Here is a 14202-nt window from a genome sequence, read left to right on the forward strand (position 1 = left end):
CTCACCCGAGGTCAACTACGTTACGCATTCAATCGGCGTTAATGAATTCATATTTTTTGAAGGCGATGTTCATCATTTCAGAATAGGCAATCGCAGCAAGCTCATTTAAACTGGTGGTATTCAATACGTGATTGAGTTTAGTGCAATGGAGTTTTACCATTTAAGGTCGTTTGTTGCGGTTGCAGAGGCCCAAAATCTAACGGCAGCAGCGAAACGACTGTACACCACACCACCTGCTATCAGCGCCCATATCAAAGCGCTTGAGGAAGAACTCAATACCGTGTTGTTTCACCGTTCTAGTAAAGGGATGCAGCTCACAGAACAAGGTAAGATCTTGCTAGACAAAGCTAAGTTAACGCTTGCAAGTGCAAATGATTTAATGCACACCGCAGCGCAAGCCAAAACACTGCTCACAGGCGAGTTCAGACTTGGCTTGAACCACCCTATCGGCACCTCGAGTGAACTTGGCACACTGATAAAAACACTCAACCAGCACTTTCCAAGTCTTTCTTTTTCGCTGGAATTACTCTCAAGTGGTGTCATCGTCGACAAACTCAGTGATGGCCTACTTGATGGTGGGGTTATTTATGGCGAAGTACCTGCACATTTTAGCGCTGTACCGCTCACAGAAGTTGCAGTTACCACCGCTTATCCTGCATCTTGGCCTGTGCCATCACATAAAGCCGAATTGGCACAGATGACATGGATACGTATGGGAAAAGGCTGCCCTTTTGATAAGCAACTTGATCAACAGCTAAGCGAAGTAAACGCGGTAAATATTAATGCTGCGGATGAGCGCTCCCGCTTGGCTTTAGTTAAGGCAGGACTCGGCGTGAGCTTTATTGAAGCCAACGCCATGGCAGATCAAGGAGCAGAGGTTGCCTTGTCTAGTTTGCTAGACTTTTCGCTCCCCGTACATTTTGTTGTGGCAAATCAAGCGCTCACAGAGCCTAAAGTGAACGCCGTGTACCAAGTCGTTTGTGCATCTATTGATGCTGTGCAAGGATAATCCCCTGCTGCTTTTTCGGCATTTTTTCGACTACAAGGCGAAATGAGTTATCCATCATCCGCTCAAGTTCTCCTGTAGGAATGGAACCATCGAGCACCACCGTGTTCCAGAGCTTTTTATTCATGTGGTAACCCGGTAACACCGCACTAAAAATATCTCGCAACGCTTGCGCTTCGTCAGGATCGCATTTGAGATTTACGCGCCAATGGGGGTGCTCGTCATCTTCTTTGCCCATTTTACCAAGCGCCAACGTCGCGAACATTTTGTCTTTCACTTTATATACATCAACGCCTTCACCAAAAGGCTGACTTACGCTGGTATAGGGTTTTGCAAGCAAGTAGTCGTGTACTTGTTGATGGTTCATCTTATTCTTCTACCTTTAGATTAATCGTTGCCGCTTAGTAGTAAAGCATAATACCAAGCGGCGAAGTAGCATAAATTACTCAACCAAAGGTTTGAATAAAAAATACGCTAACTCATTGTTTTGAAGCTCAGGTTACTCAGGTTGTGGTGCCTGTCCTTGCCAACTCCAACTTGGAAATAGTTCGCCATTCACGACAGCATTATTACCAGAAAACAGCGAATGCGGCCTTTCTTGCGTTACCCAATTTGTCGCAGAGGAGTGCTCCAACTCAAAAACCACGTTCCCAAAGAAGCTGTAAGGACCTGACAAAGTCGAGTTTCTATAAGCAGCAAACAAGGTTTGACCGCCCATCATCAGTTCACCAACACTACTTTGCTGGTCGATTTCGGCGGCGCCTTTACTCCAGATCATTAATAGGTTTATATGCGACTGCCCATCTGCTAAAAAGTAGCCATTTCCAGCAACTTGTACTGCGTCGAACTGGTTCCCTTGGGTACTTCTAGCATTAGCGGTGTCAAACACATATGCTGTCATCGCCTGATTTCCGGCTACAAATTCAGCAAAAGCGCCCCCTGCTATTTTCACTTTAGCTTGGTTAAGATTACTTAAGTAAAGATTACTATTATCTGTCACGATATAGTGGTATTCAGGCTCAGTGCCTTGCACTTGAGTCGCGACATTATCCAATCTTGCCATTCCCTGCGCCGTCACCGTTACGCTACTTTGCTGAGCGGTGCTAACAACCCCTAAGTTATTGAGCTTAACCGAACCAGACTCCACTAATATGGTCGGCTGCACGCCGTTTAGCGCCGCAGAGATAACATCTTGAGTATTATCAGACCCTGAAATGGTGATACCACGTCTCGTGATCTTAATTGGGCCCTGACATTGTCCTTGAATAACAAAGGTAATTTCATCGACAGGCCAACTTACTTGCTCAACGGCACGTTTCAGTAAGCTGGGGTTAGTATGACAGTTGATAACAAAAGTATACGACCCACTGATACTTTGTGATGCGACTTGCTTTGCCAAGACATGCAGCCTTTTGACATCGCTGTCATTTATATCCTTTGCAAAAACATGGGAAGCGCAGATAGCGGATGCAACCAAACTGGTTGCAAATATGCTTGTACTTAATTTCATTTCCTTATCCTTTACACGGTTAATCCTGCCAATTGCAGTACCCTAAATCCTAATACAGATCCTTTGTTTTGCCAGGGCCTGTTGATCTTTGCTGTTTGACTTTTGTTCTCCTGAGTGTGTTTTGGTCGCGACGCTCGACTTGCCGCCTAGTAATCTAGGCAAAAGTTGAGCAACAATGAACAAAGCGCACTCACTCAGGTGAACCCAAAGGGCAGTGCTTGATTGGCATTTCTTCTGTGTTGCCCCACAAGGATGTGGGGTAAGGTGACTTTGCAGGAGCACAAAGTCTTTATCGCCTGACTTACATAGAACAACTATGCTACGCAGACTCTGCCTTGTATAAATACCAATCAAGCTGCTGCAAAAACAAACTTGAAAGATAAACAGGCCCTCGATATAAAATGCACTGTATATTTAAACACTACTGACACTCCCTGACACAACATCGTGGTTTACTCTTTTTGAACTCAAAAAGGAGAAAGACCATGCAACAAAATGTCGTAGAGATTGTAAAATTTAAATTGGCTCTTGGTGCTACAGAGAGTGACATTATGGGTGTAAACCCAGCTTTTACCGAGTGGGTTGAACAGCAACCTGGGTTACTATATCGTTCGTTGACTAAAGACAGTCAGACTGACGAGTATTTAGATATTATTTATTGGCAATCGATGGAGCATGCTAAAGCGGTTTCGGCACAATTCCCAACAACCGAAGTATGCCAAAGATTAACGCAATACATAGACAGCGAGAGTGTCACCATTAGTCACAGTAATGTGCTCTCTCAAACCCCATGTAGCGGTTAATTAATCTGAGATTTGAATAACAAGGAAAACTCGTGCATAAATCAGAACGTCTCTTTCAGTTAGTGGATCTGCTCAAGGGTCGACGATTAGCGGTTACCGCCAAGTCATTGGCCGATCACTTTACGGTATCTGAGCGTACGATTTATCGCGATATTCAGGACTTACAAAGTTCTGGCGTGCCAATTGAGGGGGAAGCAGGTGTCGGCTATATTATTGGTGACTACCCACTGCCCCCTATGATGTTTAGCTATGATGAACTCACCTCATTGTTACTTGGTAGTAAAATGGTTGGAGCATGGACGGATCCCGAACTAAGCGCGCATGCAAAAGCGGCCATTGCCAAAATAGAGGCCGTGCTACCCGCTCACCTCAAACAACAGCATGACCACTCCCCTTATTTGGTCTCGAGTTTTAAGCACGGACCACAACAACAATCCTTTAGCGCTACACTTAGGCTCGCCATTGCGGCTAAGCAGTGTGTACAACTTGAATATCAAGACGTTGCAAAGCAACAAACCCAGCGTATTATCGAGCCACTCGGATTGGTTTATTGGGGTGGAAAGTGGACGCTGGTCGCATTTTGTCAGCTCCGCAGTGATTACCGTGAATTTCGCTTGGACCGTATCACCGCGATACATAAAAGTGAGCTGACCTTTACCGTACGTCCTGATAAAAACCTCAATCATTATGTTGAGTTAGTTAAAGCCAAATACGCCGAAGAAATTGCACAGTACCAATGCCAAGCGCCTGATAAAAGTAGCAACTAATTCTAAGCTCACTGCCCGATTCATATTTTGTTACTAATACTTGCGCATCTAAAACCAACCTTTTCAAACTGCACCGCGACTAATTTTGTAAATCAGACTTATTCCTTCGAGGTGCTTATGAAAACCACAAAATCAATACTCATTATTTCGGTAACACTAGCTTTGAGTGCCTGCGTTGGCTACTCCAATGCCAATCCAACAGAGCCGCAAACGCAAGGCAGCTACCAGCTTATCGCTTACCAAGACTGTAACCCAATAATCAAACACACCATGGACGCCGAACAGGTGGCTGCATACAAAGCACTCAAAGCGGCAGAGCTTGATATGTCAGCTTCTGAGTTACCAATGAAAGATATTGAAGACAAGCTCGCACTGCTCAGCAAAGAAATGGAAGCCATTAGTAAAGAGGCGATACAAGAAGACGACGATCGACTTGTGATCAATAAAGCGCTACTGGCAAAACAAGAAGAAAAGGCCAAGCAAATTGAGGCAGTAATTGAAAGTCACGCCGCTAATTTTGATGCCATTGACGACTATGCCGAAAAAATCGAAGCCGCAGCAAATCGTTTTGATAAAGCTTTAAAACCCATAATTGGTGACTTAAAAGAGGTCAATATTAATATCATCGAACCCGGTGAAACTCCGAGTGTCCGTTGCCTCGCTTCAAGCTAAGCAAATTGAACTGACTGAATGGAGGAAAATATTCCTCCAACTGTATTTGCTCATCGCTGCTCTTACTATTTAGACAAATTGGTATGGACTTTAACAGGCAGGCGGTTTTGAGCAAAATATGGCTACTTCATTAAATGCCTTATGCGTATTAGTTCACATATAAAATATGTTATGTTTGTTCATGCTAGGCTCAGCTGTTTAGTTATTTAACAAATTAATTATGGCTCTGCTTTATATAAAGCGAACCCACGAAAAAGAGAAAGCTAGCACGGTGTGGGAGTCATTATATCTATATTTCGGAAGGTCGGCAGTGAATGATATTGAAAGGAATAAGTTAATCAAAACTAGCTGGGATTTGCATAGTTTGGTAGAAAATAGCTACCTTGGCAATCCCGCTACCAAAGGCGATGAAGAATGGCTAGAAAAACAGCGTATTCTATTAGCTGATATGGCTATTCATCTATTACAAACGGCTATTAAGCCAGGTAACATAGAGCTTGATAAATTAAAAAATAACCTGCACTCAATTCTAACAATCACAGATCAATTTTTACCCCACTCAGGGCTTAAAGAAGCAACAGAGAAACTTTACGAGTAAACATATAACACATGTCCAAGTTAGTATTGCCATAGTTTGGTTTCCTGTAGTACTCATATTTTGCAGTTGACTATAGCGATAACAGCCGGTGTTATTTATTGCACAAAGAGAAAGGTTAACACCCACTATGACTACCCTCTCACTCGATTAAGCGATTGGTTATAGTGCTTTTTGTATTGCTTCGCTAAAGCCTGACTGTCTTGATAGCCAACCTGATTGGCTATCTGATCCACGCTCAAGTTTGTGCCATGCAATAGCTGTTTGGTGCGAACGAGTCGCGCAAGTCGCACATACTCAAACGGCGTCATACTCGTGTGCTGTTTAAAGCGTCGAATTAACGTACGCTCTGACATACAAGCTTGTTTCGCAAGGCTCTGTAAGCTATGTGAAACATCGAGATTATCGCTAATATAATGCTGTGCCTTAAGCAATTGCGCATCTCTATGTTGTAAAAAGCCACTGAGCTGCACAAACTCATTTTGACTCGCTTGCTCGTTTGGTATCGCCAGCCATGCGGCGATTGTTTTTGCCACTTCAGAGCCCAGCACGTCGGTAATAAACCGCAGCATCAAGTGCAAGTAACTATGAGCTGCGCCCGCGGTATACACCATATCGCTTTGCTCTGTTACCTTTTGGCTGTTGGGCTTTAGAACTGGATAATATCGTGTAAAAAAAGGCGTGAGCCACCAGCTACATGTAAATTGTTTTTGATCCAACAATCCTGCTGTGGCTAAAAACGCTGTACCGCAACATCCGGCAAGTTGATAAGTCGCGGGATGAAATTCAATACCATGCTTGTTTAATTGGGCTTTGACTTGCAGGCATTGTTGCCACAACAAAGGCTCTGACGAAAAGTGACTGCCGAGCCAGATAACGACATCAGCACCAGCCAATGCGCTAAATTCAGCATGACAAACAAATTCTAAACCCTGACTACTCATCACCGACTTTTGCCCTGAAAGCGCAACCGTCTGCCAGCAAAACACCGCCTTACCAGCGACTTTGTTTGCCACGTTCAAAATATCAATCACACCTGTTAATGCGCTCGCAAACACATGTTCAGGACATAGCAAAACCACCTTCATGACAATATCAAACCAAAACTAGTCATTATTGACACGATAAGTTAGCAATCAATCTAGTTAAAGTAAAACCTCTTTTAAACTCAGGAGCTTTACTATGTGGATCCATATTCCGATTTTATTTTTGCTTAGCCTAACGCTGCTATTATTTCTTCTGACCGCAACGAGTAGAATTCGCGCAGTCAAAAATGGTGATATTGCACTTCAAGATATTCGCTATGTTGAAAAACACGCCTTCCCCGAGCGCATAAGATTATTAGGTAATAGCTATGACAGCCAGTTTCAGCAACCAGTTTTATTTATTGCACTACTGATACTTTTGCATACTGAGCAAATGACGGGACAATTTTGGTTTGTGCTCAGCACCGTGTTTGTCGCAGCAAGATATTGGCACAGCTACGAGCACATACTGGGCAGTAACTTACGGTTACGAACCCTAGCATTTGGATTAAGTAGCTTTTGCTTATTTTTTGCCTGGTTTAGCTTCTTGTTCGATAGGATGTAAAAAGTCTCAGGTTAAAGGGATTTTACACTGGCTAAGTTACGTACAAGTTTGTTACATTATCTACAACAATAACCTTAGGTTTTGGTTGTGCTGCAGTCTAGGTTGAATGGCGTCAAAATACACAGCAACTTTAGTGGGAAGCTTACGCTCCTACTCGCTGTTATTTACGGCGCCGTATTTTTGTTTAGCCCCTCAATTTTTGCGCTTGATGACAATTGCTCGCTCACGACCGCTCACGGCAACTCAATTTTGCTTACTATCAATACCACGTCTTATAGCAAAATTGAACGCGGCAACAATACCGTCTCGGTAGCCTGCAATTTACATGAAGACAGCGTTTTTTCATTTGTAGATGTTGGTCTTAATCACTATCAGTGGCGAGTCAACGCCCCTTCGCCCGTTAAGTTCTCACAGCCCGCATTTATCATTCCAAAAGGTAAATACACAGCAACCTTAAGCTTAGATTCTATGCAAATTCATACGCCAAGATTTAGGCTGATGAGCATGGGGAAATTTATTTGGGAAAGTCAAAAAAGCAGCCTAGTCATGGGCGCATTTTATGGCCTTTGCTTTACCTTGATTTGCTATGTATTGATCATGGGTAGTCGCCTCAATGATCCTATATTTAGGCTTTACGGCGCTTATATCTTCTGCCTTTGTGGATTTGTATTATTCCAAGAAGGGCAATTAAATCTTTTTGTTTCATCTCAGTATAAGCCATTACTCAAACACGCATATTTACTTAGTATTGGTCTCACTGTGGTTTCAGCAACTTGGTTTATGTTGAGTATCCTACTTGTTGATAAACAGTGGCCAAAACTCGTGTTGTTACTTAAAAGTGCCGCGGGTATCGTGATGCTCCTGAGCATACTTAAAATTCCCACTCAACAAGCACAATTGTCCTACTTATTAAGCCAAATTATGGCCTATATAACCCTCGTTATTGTCGCCACTATCTTTGTGCTATCAGCTCTTCAAACCAAGCGTAAAATTGGCGAAGCAAGTTTGGTTTTTGCGGCACTGAGCCTAGTATTAGTCGGTATGGTATTTCGCGTGCTGTTAGTGGGATATAGCCCATTTATGCAGCGCTATGCACTTATTTTTGCGTTTGCCATTGAGTCTTTACTGCTTGCCGTTGCGGTATCTAAACGCATTGGACGACTCAGACAGCAAAAGCAACAAGCTGAAAATGAAGCAAATTATGATCAATTGTGCGGAATTTTTAACCGTCGAGGCTGGTACAAACAAGCCAACGTGCTAGTCGAGCAATTTAATAAACGTGGTGGTGTTTTGGCATTATTTTACATTGACTTAGATAAGTTTAAGTTGATTAATGACCAATTTGGTCACGATGCTGGAGATAAGGCGCTTGCCCATGTTGCGACGTTTTTGTCATCAAGCATCAGAAAACAAGATATTGTAGGACGCCTAGGTGGCGATGAGTTTGCAGCGCTCTGCTTATTTGACGACACACAATCTGCAGAAGAAAAAGCACAACAGCTGCAACAACAACTCAATACCTTGCAATTTAGTCATGGAAAACAAGAGGTAGCAATTCAAGGTAGTGTCGGGCGAGCATTTTCCCAACACCCGATAACAGATATCAGCGACTTAATCGCACAAGCTGACAAGCAAATGTATCAGCAAAAAACCTTATCTTAAAGCTTAGGCTGCCTTAAGGTAAGGCTCTTGGCCTTTGTGCTTTACGCTCCGTTGATAACTACCTTTGCCTTTTTTGCTCTTTTCAACTTTCGCCTTAAACAACGGGCTGGTCACCAACGCTTTTAGTGCGTTGTCTTTAATTTCACCACGCTGATGAGCATGCTGAAATTTGCTTTTTTTAGTCATGACTTACTCCAAATAAGAATCATATAAATTGATAGTGTTGATGCATAATTTCCGACCATCAACAAGCGCAAATATTAACCTAAATGTTTTAAAGCGCAATGGCTTTTAGCAATAAATTTTCGTCTTTTTTGACTGCTATTTTAAAGTTAAGTTCATACCCACGCTCTATACTTAAATGCAGCCCTTTCAAGTCAAGCTAAACGTTCGCGACAATGACCGATATCAAGATTGCAACCGGGATCAGCATACATTATCAGGACGAGGGAGCGCCTCACGCCCCCGTAATTATTTTGATAATGGGTCTTGGGGCACAAATGACAATTTGGCCAGATGAATTGTACTTTGGGCTAGTCAGTAAAGGTTTTCGGGTGATACGTTTTGATAATCGCGACACGGGATTATCGAGCCACTTGGATCATCTTGGTTCACCGAGTGTGATAAAAACCATGCTGAGTAAAAAGCTTCCCATCCGCGCCTCAGTTCCCTATACCCTAGAAGATATGGCCGGAGATGTTGTCGCTTTGATGGCAGGGCTTAAGATTAAACGCGCCCACCTTGTTGGTGCTTCTATGGGCGGGATGATTGCACAAATCGTTGCTGCTAAGCATAAAAAGAAAGTGGTAAGTTTGACCTCAATTATGTCAACCTCAGCGTATCCCAAGTTTACCGCAGCAAATGTAAAAGTCATGCTGCAACTGGCAAAAGCACGGCCAAAGTCAGACTGCCACCAATCTGCCATTCAATACAATATAAAACTCAACCAGCTGATCGGCAGTCCCGCCTACCCTCAAGACGAAGGGACGCTACATCAACAAGCCAAACACAGTATTGAACGCGCACATAACCCGCAAGGATTTAAGCGCCAGCTTGCGGCGATTGTCGCAAGCCAATGTCGCAAGCACACGCTGGCAAAGATCAAAACGCCTACACTTGTTATCCATGGTACAGACGACCCTATTTTCCCGGCGGCCGCTGGCCAGCAAACCGCCGCTACTATTCGCAAATCCAAACTAAAACTGGTCAATGGGATGGGTCATGACTTCCCTCCAATGCTCATGCAAAAGATTGCTAAATGGGTGGCAAAACACGTAACTAAAGCAGAGCGAAAGCGATTAAAAAAGAAACAACACAAACAAATTGCAACTCAAGAGACTGCGAATAAAAAAGTCCCGAAAAATCAATCAAACACGCCCCAACAAAACACAGTCCAAAATAAATAACATTCCCTGACATTACGCCCTGTAACGCCTGACAGTGCTAGCCTTCGCATCGTAATTCAAGCTAAATCAGGAACACCAATTCTATCCTTATCGTTAAATTAAAGTAAATTTCCATTTGACAAACGTACATAAAAGCAACAACAATTAAACCGTTCCAAATTAATTTGGACACCAAAATAAAAATAGCCATGGATACAACATCAACAGATATCTACCCACAAAAAGTGGAACGATACAAAAGAGGTCAACATGAACATCATTATAGCTAAAACGCGTTTCCAACGTTCTTTTATAGCAGCCGCTTTAGTGAGCCTGGGCTTAAGCTCGGCGCACGCAAACAGCGATCTGACTACTGCCAATGCCGCTGCTATCAGCGTTTCAGGAGAAAACCAACCCTATGAGGGCAAAGTCAACGCATTTGATAATAACCACTACAGCAAGTGGCTTACGTTTTCAGCTTTCGGTTGGATAAGTTATGCGTTTAGCGAAGCGGTGAATTTAACAGCTTACACCCTCACTTCTGCGAACGATGCGCCACAAAGAGATCCCAAAAATTGGACGCTTCAAGGCTCTCAAGACGGTCAAGTGTGGTTCACTATAGATTCGCAAAACAATCAAAGTTTTGCTTCGAGACATCAAACTAAGCAGTTCGATGTCAGTACCAATCAAGCGTACCGCTTTGTGCGCTTAAATGTTACCGCAACGCAAGGTGCCAATTTATTACAGCTTGCAGAAATCGAATTTATCGGTGCTCCGGCAAACGGTGATACAACCTTGCCATTTAATCGAAGTGGTAGCGTTACCCCTGGTCAATGGGCGCATTTTGGGCCATTTACAAGCTCAGCTCCCATCACAGCAACCTTGACTGGCAGCGGTGATGCAGATCTATACCTAAAAGCAAATAGCCAACCGACCACCGCAAGTTATGACTGCCAAAGTATCAATGATGCCAGCTCGAACGAGCGCTGTGATATAAGCTCAAATGCGCCGGTTTATGTTTCTGTATACGGTTTCCAAAGCGCCAATTATGAGTTAACCGTCAGTAGCGATAACACACCACCAAACGACACATGGCAACGTCCGGAAGTAAACTTTGTTGATGTTAACCCAGAAACACAAGGCTCGGCATTATTTAAACGGATCATTCCAAACCCAGCTACACACATGGCCGAACGCTGCGTGGATGTAGCAAAAGTGCTATACCGCAACGCCAGTGAATCCCAGCGTTTTAGAAAATTGCAGTTTGAGCTGAGAGCCAAAGATCATTGGGGTAAGGATTTCGTTGCCTATAAGATGGGACAAGACGGTTCGGGTGAGATGACTATTGTCGTTAGCACCGCGCACTTAGAGCGTATTTATCGCGATAATAATAACAACGATGCCGTGATCCGTGATGAAATCGACGGCATTTTATTCCACGAAGTTACCCATGGTTACAATAACTCGCCGCTGACTCATGACAGCTATGGTGATGGCAAGGCAAATTGGGCATACACCGAAGGCTTAGCTGATGCCGTGCGGATCGGTGCGGGTTTTCATAAGTCACGCTCACCAGATATCATCAACGCTAAACGCTGGCTTAGTGGCTACACCACAACTGGGTTTTTCTTGCATTACGTCAAACAACAGCACGACTCAGAGTTTATCTACAAGTTTAATAAAGCGGCGAAAGATATGGGCAATTATACTTGGTCATTTGATGCTGCATTTCAACACATCTTGGGCCGAAGTGTTGAAGATGTTTGGAACGAATATGTCGCCTTTATCCAAAATGGTGGACAGCTGGAGTATTAATTTTTAAATAGTAACTCCGCCACGTAAAAGGGTCTAACAAATTTCTCTGAGAAACTCCTCTATGAGACTCCTTTACGTGGTATTCGTTATTTTTGTAACGCCTGCTCGTGGGACATTGTTTTTAGTTTAATCGCGAGGCCACAGGAGAAGTAGATCTTCACCACTCCAACAATGATCAAATGAAAGTTTGGGTGGGAAAGCAAATCTAAGTCATAGAGATAGGCTGCTTTTATTGGCGCGTCGCCGTTTTCTACCATGGCGACTAGCCAATGATAGATTGCAATCCCCTCTTTGATCACCCCGAGCACTATCAAGGCTACGCCCGTTAAAAACAACAAGCGACAATACCACAGCGCAGTTTCTAAACCCGGACAGCGTAAATTACGAAATGGAATAAATTTCATGTCAGTCCTTTATCTACCTTTTGATTGCTCGATTTTGATTAACTCAACAGTATGGTGAAACAAAGATAAACCCCCTTCTTTACCATGCCCAGGGACAACCATGTTTGCTTCTGGATATCGGCTCAATACCTTGTGTATAGACGCTTGCCACTCATCAACCGAAGCATCCTCCAAGTTACCTAAACTTTTACTCACCACACTTTTCACAAAGCATCCTGCGAATAAAATCTTAGATTGTGGCAGCCACACGACAATATTATCTTTCGAGTGCCCTGCACCTGGGTAATAGGTTTCAACGACACCTGACTTTATCGCTGATGAGGCTTGCGGCAAATTATGTGACGCGATAGCGCTGTGTTTTTGGGCTAATAGATGGTTAGTTTGGGCTGATGCATAGGTTGGGATCTGATGTTTATTTAATACCGCTAGGCCACCGCTAGCATCTTGATGATAATGCGTGATCACCGCCCCTTTAACATTGAGCTTGCGGTCTTCAGTCCATAAAAGCAGCGCTTCTGTGTCTTGCTCGGTCCAAGGTGTATCAACAATGTACGCATCTTGACCGTCGACCACAACCAGCCCAGAGCCTGCCACTAACCCCCAAGGTTCAACGTGTAGCGAAGATTCATGTTTATAAACATGCTCTGCAATCGGCGTTACCACTAAAGTCGATGCTTCTGTTGCAACTGTCACGCAGGGTAACAAGAATAAGAAAGGAGCTAAAAACTTCATCTGAAGTTGTTCGTGTTAATTAAAAGTGACGAAAGACTATCAAGTTCAAGAATATAAAGTCCAGCAATAAAAATGCGCGGCAATCTAAAATCGCCACGCAAATGGTTGGAGAAGTGTAAATTAACCTACCAGCGCAAGCAAAATACCAGCAGCAACCGCACTGCCTAATACACCCGCTACATTGGGGCCCATCGCATGCATCAGCAAGAAATTATGCGGATTACTTTCAAGGCCAACCTTATTGACCACGCGCGCAGCCATCGGGACTGCGGATACCCCAGCAGCGCCAACTAACGGATTAATGGGGGTATCGCTAAATCTATTCATCGCTTTAGCCATTAGCACCCCAGCAGCTGTGCCAATTCCAAATGCCACGGCACCTAGCGCTAAAATCCCCAACGTCTCAACCGTTAAGAATTGATCAGCGGCCAGCTTTGAGCCCACCGCCAACCCGAGGAAAATAGTGGTGATATTAATCAACTCGTTTTGCGCCGTTTTACTCAAGCGGTCTACTACACCGCACTCTTTCATCAAGTTACCCAAGCAGAACATACCAACTAAAGGTGTTGCTGCAGGTAAAAACAGTATCGTTAAGCCCAGTACCGCCAGAGGAAAGAGGATTTTCTCGGTTTTTGATACATGGCGCAGCTGCGGCATCGCAATCTGACGCTCTTCTTGCGTCGTGAGTGCTTTCATGATTGGTGGTTGAATAATTGGCACTAACGCCATATACGAATAGGCTGCCACCGCAATTGCCCCTAGTAACTCTGGTGCAAGCTTAGACGCGAGGAATATCGCAGTTGGTCCATCTGCACCGCCAATAATAGCGATTGCTGAAGCGTCTTGCAGGGTAAATTCAAAACCCGGAATATAGTTCAGCAAAATAGCCCCAAACAAAGTGGCAAAAATCCCAAACTGCGCCGCGGCACCAAGCAACAGCATCTTGGGGTTGGCTATCAGTGCACTAAAGTCCGTCATCGCGCCCACCCCCATAAAGATCAACAAGGGGAATACTCCGCTGTCGATACCAATGTAATACACGTAGTATAAGAGCCCACCTGGATCGGCAAGCCCAGCAACAGGAATGTTCGTGAGTATGGCACCAAAGCCAATAGGCACCAATAACAACGGCTCAAAGCCTTTAGCGATCGCAAGATACAAAAGTCCGCAGCCCACTGCCATCATGCAAAGTGCAGGCACGGTGAAGTTGGCAAGCCCTGTTGCTTGCCATAAATTAAGTAACCCTTCCATCACGACATCC

The 14202-nt window shown here is 44.0% G+C and carries 16 protein-coding genes and 1 pseudogene; 9 read left to right on the forward strand and 8 right to left on the reverse strand.

Annotated features, from left to right (window positions below):
* Positions 1–127 precede the first annotated feature (127 nt).
* On the forward strand, positions 128–1009 hold the full coding sequence (locus BB427_RS03400) for a LysR family transcriptional regulator (protein WP_083229830.1): 882 nt from the start codon (positions 128–130) through the stop codon (positions 1007–1009).
* Here BB427_RS03400 and BB427_RS03405 read toward each other — a convergent pair.
* The 3 genes and pseudogenes from BB427_RS03405 to BB427_RS24835 form a co-directional block, all read right to left on the reverse strand.
* Positions 987–1373 (reverse strand): MmcQ/YjbR family DNA-binding protein, encoded by a 387-nt coding sequence (locus tag BB427_RS03405; protein WP_069018945.1) that lies wholly within the window; start codon positions 1371–1373, stop codon positions 987–989. The genes BB427_RS03400 and BB427_RS03405 overlap by 23 nt on opposite strands.
* Before the next feature lie 132 nt (positions 1374–1505).
* Positions 1506–2516 carry a hypothetical protein gene (locus BB427_RS03410; protein WP_069018946.1) on the reverse strand — a complete coding sequence of 337 codons (1011 nt, stop codon included), beginning with the start codon at positions 2514–2516 and terminating at the stop codon, positions 1506–1508.
* Between the two features lie 42 nt (positions 2517–2558).
* Positions 2559–2745, reverse strand: a pseudogene (locus tag BB427_RS24835) (hypothetical protein).
* A gap of 256 nt (positions 2746–3001) precedes the next feature.
* On the opposite strand from BB427_RS24835, the gene BB427_RS03415 reads away from it, so the two are divergent.
* From BB427_RS03415 to BB427_RS03430, 4 genes are all read left to right on the forward strand, one after another.
* On the forward strand, positions 3002–3319 hold the full coding sequence (locus BB427_RS03415; protein WP_010606230.1) for a hypothetical protein: 318 nt from the start codon (positions 3002–3004) through the stop codon (positions 3317–3319).
* 32 nt (positions 3320–3351) lie between these two features.
* Complete coding sequence (locus BB427_RS03420; RefSeq protein ID WP_069018947.1) at positions 3352–4086, forward strand: helix-turn-helix transcriptional regulator; 735 nt, start codon at positions 3352–3354, stop codon at positions 4084–4086.
* Between the two features lie 117 nt (positions 4087–4203).
* Positions 4204–4758, forward strand: a complete 555-nt coding sequence (locus BB427_RS03425; protein ID WP_069018948.1) for a hypothetical protein — start codon at positions 4204–4206, stop codon at positions 4756–4758.
* Positions 4759–5068: 310 nt separating this feature from the next.
* Entirely contained in the window at positions 5069–5356 is a 288-nt protein-coding gene (locus BB427_RS03430; protein ID WP_069018949.1) for a hypothetical protein, read from the forward strand.
* A 131-nt stretch (positions 5357–5487) separates the two neighbouring features.
* Here BB427_RS03430 and BB427_RS03435 read toward each other — a convergent pair whose 3' ends face one another.
* Positions 5488–6441: a GlxA family transcriptional regulator gene (locus BB427_RS03435; RefSeq protein WP_069018950.1), complete on the reverse strand. Its 954-nt coding sequence runs from the start codon at positions 6439–6441 to the stop codon at positions 5488–5490.
* Between the two features lie 94 nt (positions 6442–6535).
* On the opposite strand from BB427_RS03435, the gene BB427_RS03440 reads away from it, so the two are divergent.
* Positions 6536–6943, forward strand: coding sequence for an MAPEG family protein (locus BB427_RS03440; RefSeq protein WP_045989911.1), 408 nt, complete (start codon positions 6536–6538; stop codon positions 6941–6943).
* A gap of 249 nt (positions 6944–7192) precedes the next feature.
* Complete coding sequence (locus tag BB427_RS03445; RefSeq protein ID WP_254663572.1) at positions 7193–8605, forward strand: sensor domain-containing diguanylate cyclase; 1413 nt, start codon at positions 7193–7195, stop codon at positions 8603–8605.
* A gap of 3 nt (positions 8606–8608) precedes the next feature.
* Here the strand turns inward: BB427_RS03445 and BB427_RS03450 are convergent, their stop codons facing one another.
* Positions 8609–8791, reverse strand: coding sequence for an alternative ribosome-rescue factor A (locus BB427_RS03450; RefSeq protein WP_069018952.1), 183 nt, complete (start codon positions 8789–8791; stop codon positions 8609–8611).
* Positions 8792–9003: 212 nt separating this feature from the next.
* On the opposite strand from BB427_RS03450, the gene BB427_RS03455 reads away from it, so the two are divergent.
* Both BB427_RS03455 and BB427_RS03460 read left to right on the forward strand, forming a co-directional pair.
* Positions 9004–10011, forward strand: coding sequence for an alpha/beta fold hydrolase (locus tag BB427_RS03455; RefSeq protein WP_069018953.1), 1008 nt, complete (start codon positions 9004–9006; stop codon positions 10009–10011).
* A gap of 249 nt (positions 10012–10260) precedes the next feature.
* Positions 10261–11805, forward strand: coding sequence for a basic secretory protein-like protein (locus BB427_RS03460; RefSeq protein ID WP_069018954.1), 1545 nt, complete (start codon positions 10261–10263; stop codon positions 11803–11805).
* Positions 11806–11891: 86 nt separating this feature from the next.
* On the opposite strand, the gene BB427_RS03465 is transcribed toward BB427_RS03460, so the two are convergent.
* From BB427_RS03465 to BB427_RS03475, 3 genes are all read right to left on the reverse strand, one after another.
* Positions 11892–12209, reverse strand: coding sequence for a hypothetical protein (locus BB427_RS03465; protein ID WP_069018955.1), 318 nt, complete (start codon positions 12207–12209; stop codon positions 11892–11894).
* A 9-nt stretch (positions 12210–12218) separates the two neighbouring features.
* Complete coding sequence (gene bla / locus BB427_RS03470; RefSeq protein ID WP_069018956.1) at positions 12219–12941, reverse strand: subclass B1 metallo-beta-lactamase; 723 nt, start codon at positions 12939–12941, stop codon at positions 12219–12221.
* A 120-nt stretch (positions 12942–13061) separates the two neighbouring features.
* The gene (locus BB427_RS03475; protein WP_069018957.1) at positions 13062–14192 is read right to left on the reverse strand and encodes a sodium ion-translocating decarboxylase subunit beta; all 1131 of its coding nucleotides are present in this window, start codon (positions 14190–14192) and stop codon (positions 13062–13064) included.
* Between the last annotated feature and the right edge of the window lie 10 nt (positions 14193–14202).

Origin of the sequence: Pseudoalteromonas sp. BMB (assembly GCF_001709235.1) — a bacterium.
Classification (GTDB): domain Bacteria; phylum Pseudomonadota; class Gammaproteobacteria; order Enterobacterales; family Alteromonadaceae; genus Pseudoalteromonas; species Pseudoalteromonas maricaloris.

What these genes read in the sequence shown, in the direction of transcription:
- BB427_RS03405 (WP_069018945.1), bottom strand. Translation starts at nt 1,373, where the DNA reads ATGAACCATCAACAAGTACACGACTACTTGCTTGCAAAACCCTATACC.
- BB427_RS03410 (WP_069018946.1), bottom strand. Translation starts at nt 2,516, where the DNA reads ATGAAATTAAGTACAAGCATATTTGCAACCAGTTTGGTTGCATCCGCT.
- BB427_RS03415 (WP_010606230.1), top strand. Translation starts at nt 3,002, where the DNA reads ATGCAACAAAATGTCGTAGAGATTGTAAAATTTAAATTGGCTCTTGGT.
- BB427_RS03425 (WP_069018948.1), top strand. Translation starts at nt 4,204, where the DNA reads ATGAAAACCACAAAATCAATACTCATTATTTCGGTAACACTAGCTTTG.
- BB427_RS03435 (WP_069018950.1), bottom strand. Translation starts at nt 6,441, where the DNA reads ATGAAGGTGGTTTTGCTATGTCCTGAACATGTGTTTGCGAGCGCATTA.
- BB427_RS03440 (WP_045989911.1), top strand. Translation starts at nt 6,536, where the DNA reads ATGTGGATCCATATTCCGATTTTATTTTTGCTTAGCCTAACGCTGCTA.
- BB427_RS03450 (WP_069018952.1), bottom strand. Translation starts at nt 8,791, where the DNA reads ATGACTAAAAAAAGCAAATTTCAGCATGCTCATCAGCGTGGTGAAATT.
- BB427_RS03455 (WP_069018953.1), top strand. Translation starts at nt 9,004, where the DNA reads ATGACCGATATCAAGATTGCAACCGGGATCAGCATACATTATCAGGAC.
- BB427_RS03460 (WP_069018954.1), top strand. Translation starts at nt 10,261, where the DNA reads ATGAACATCATTATAGCTAAAACGCGTTTCCAACGTTCTTTTATAGCA.
- BB427_RS03465 (WP_069018955.1), bottom strand. Translation starts at nt 12,209, where the DNA reads ATGAAATTTATTCCATTTCGTAATTTACGCTGTCCGGGTTTAGAAACT.
- bla (WP_069018956.1), bottom strand. Translation starts at nt 12,941, where the DNA reads ATGAAGTTTTTAGCTCCTTTCTTATTCTTGTTACCCTGCGTGACAGTT.
- BB427_RS03475 (WP_069018957.1), bottom strand. Translation starts at nt 14,192, where the DNA reads ATGGAAGGGTTACTTAATTTATGGCAAGCAACAGGGCTTGCCAACTTC.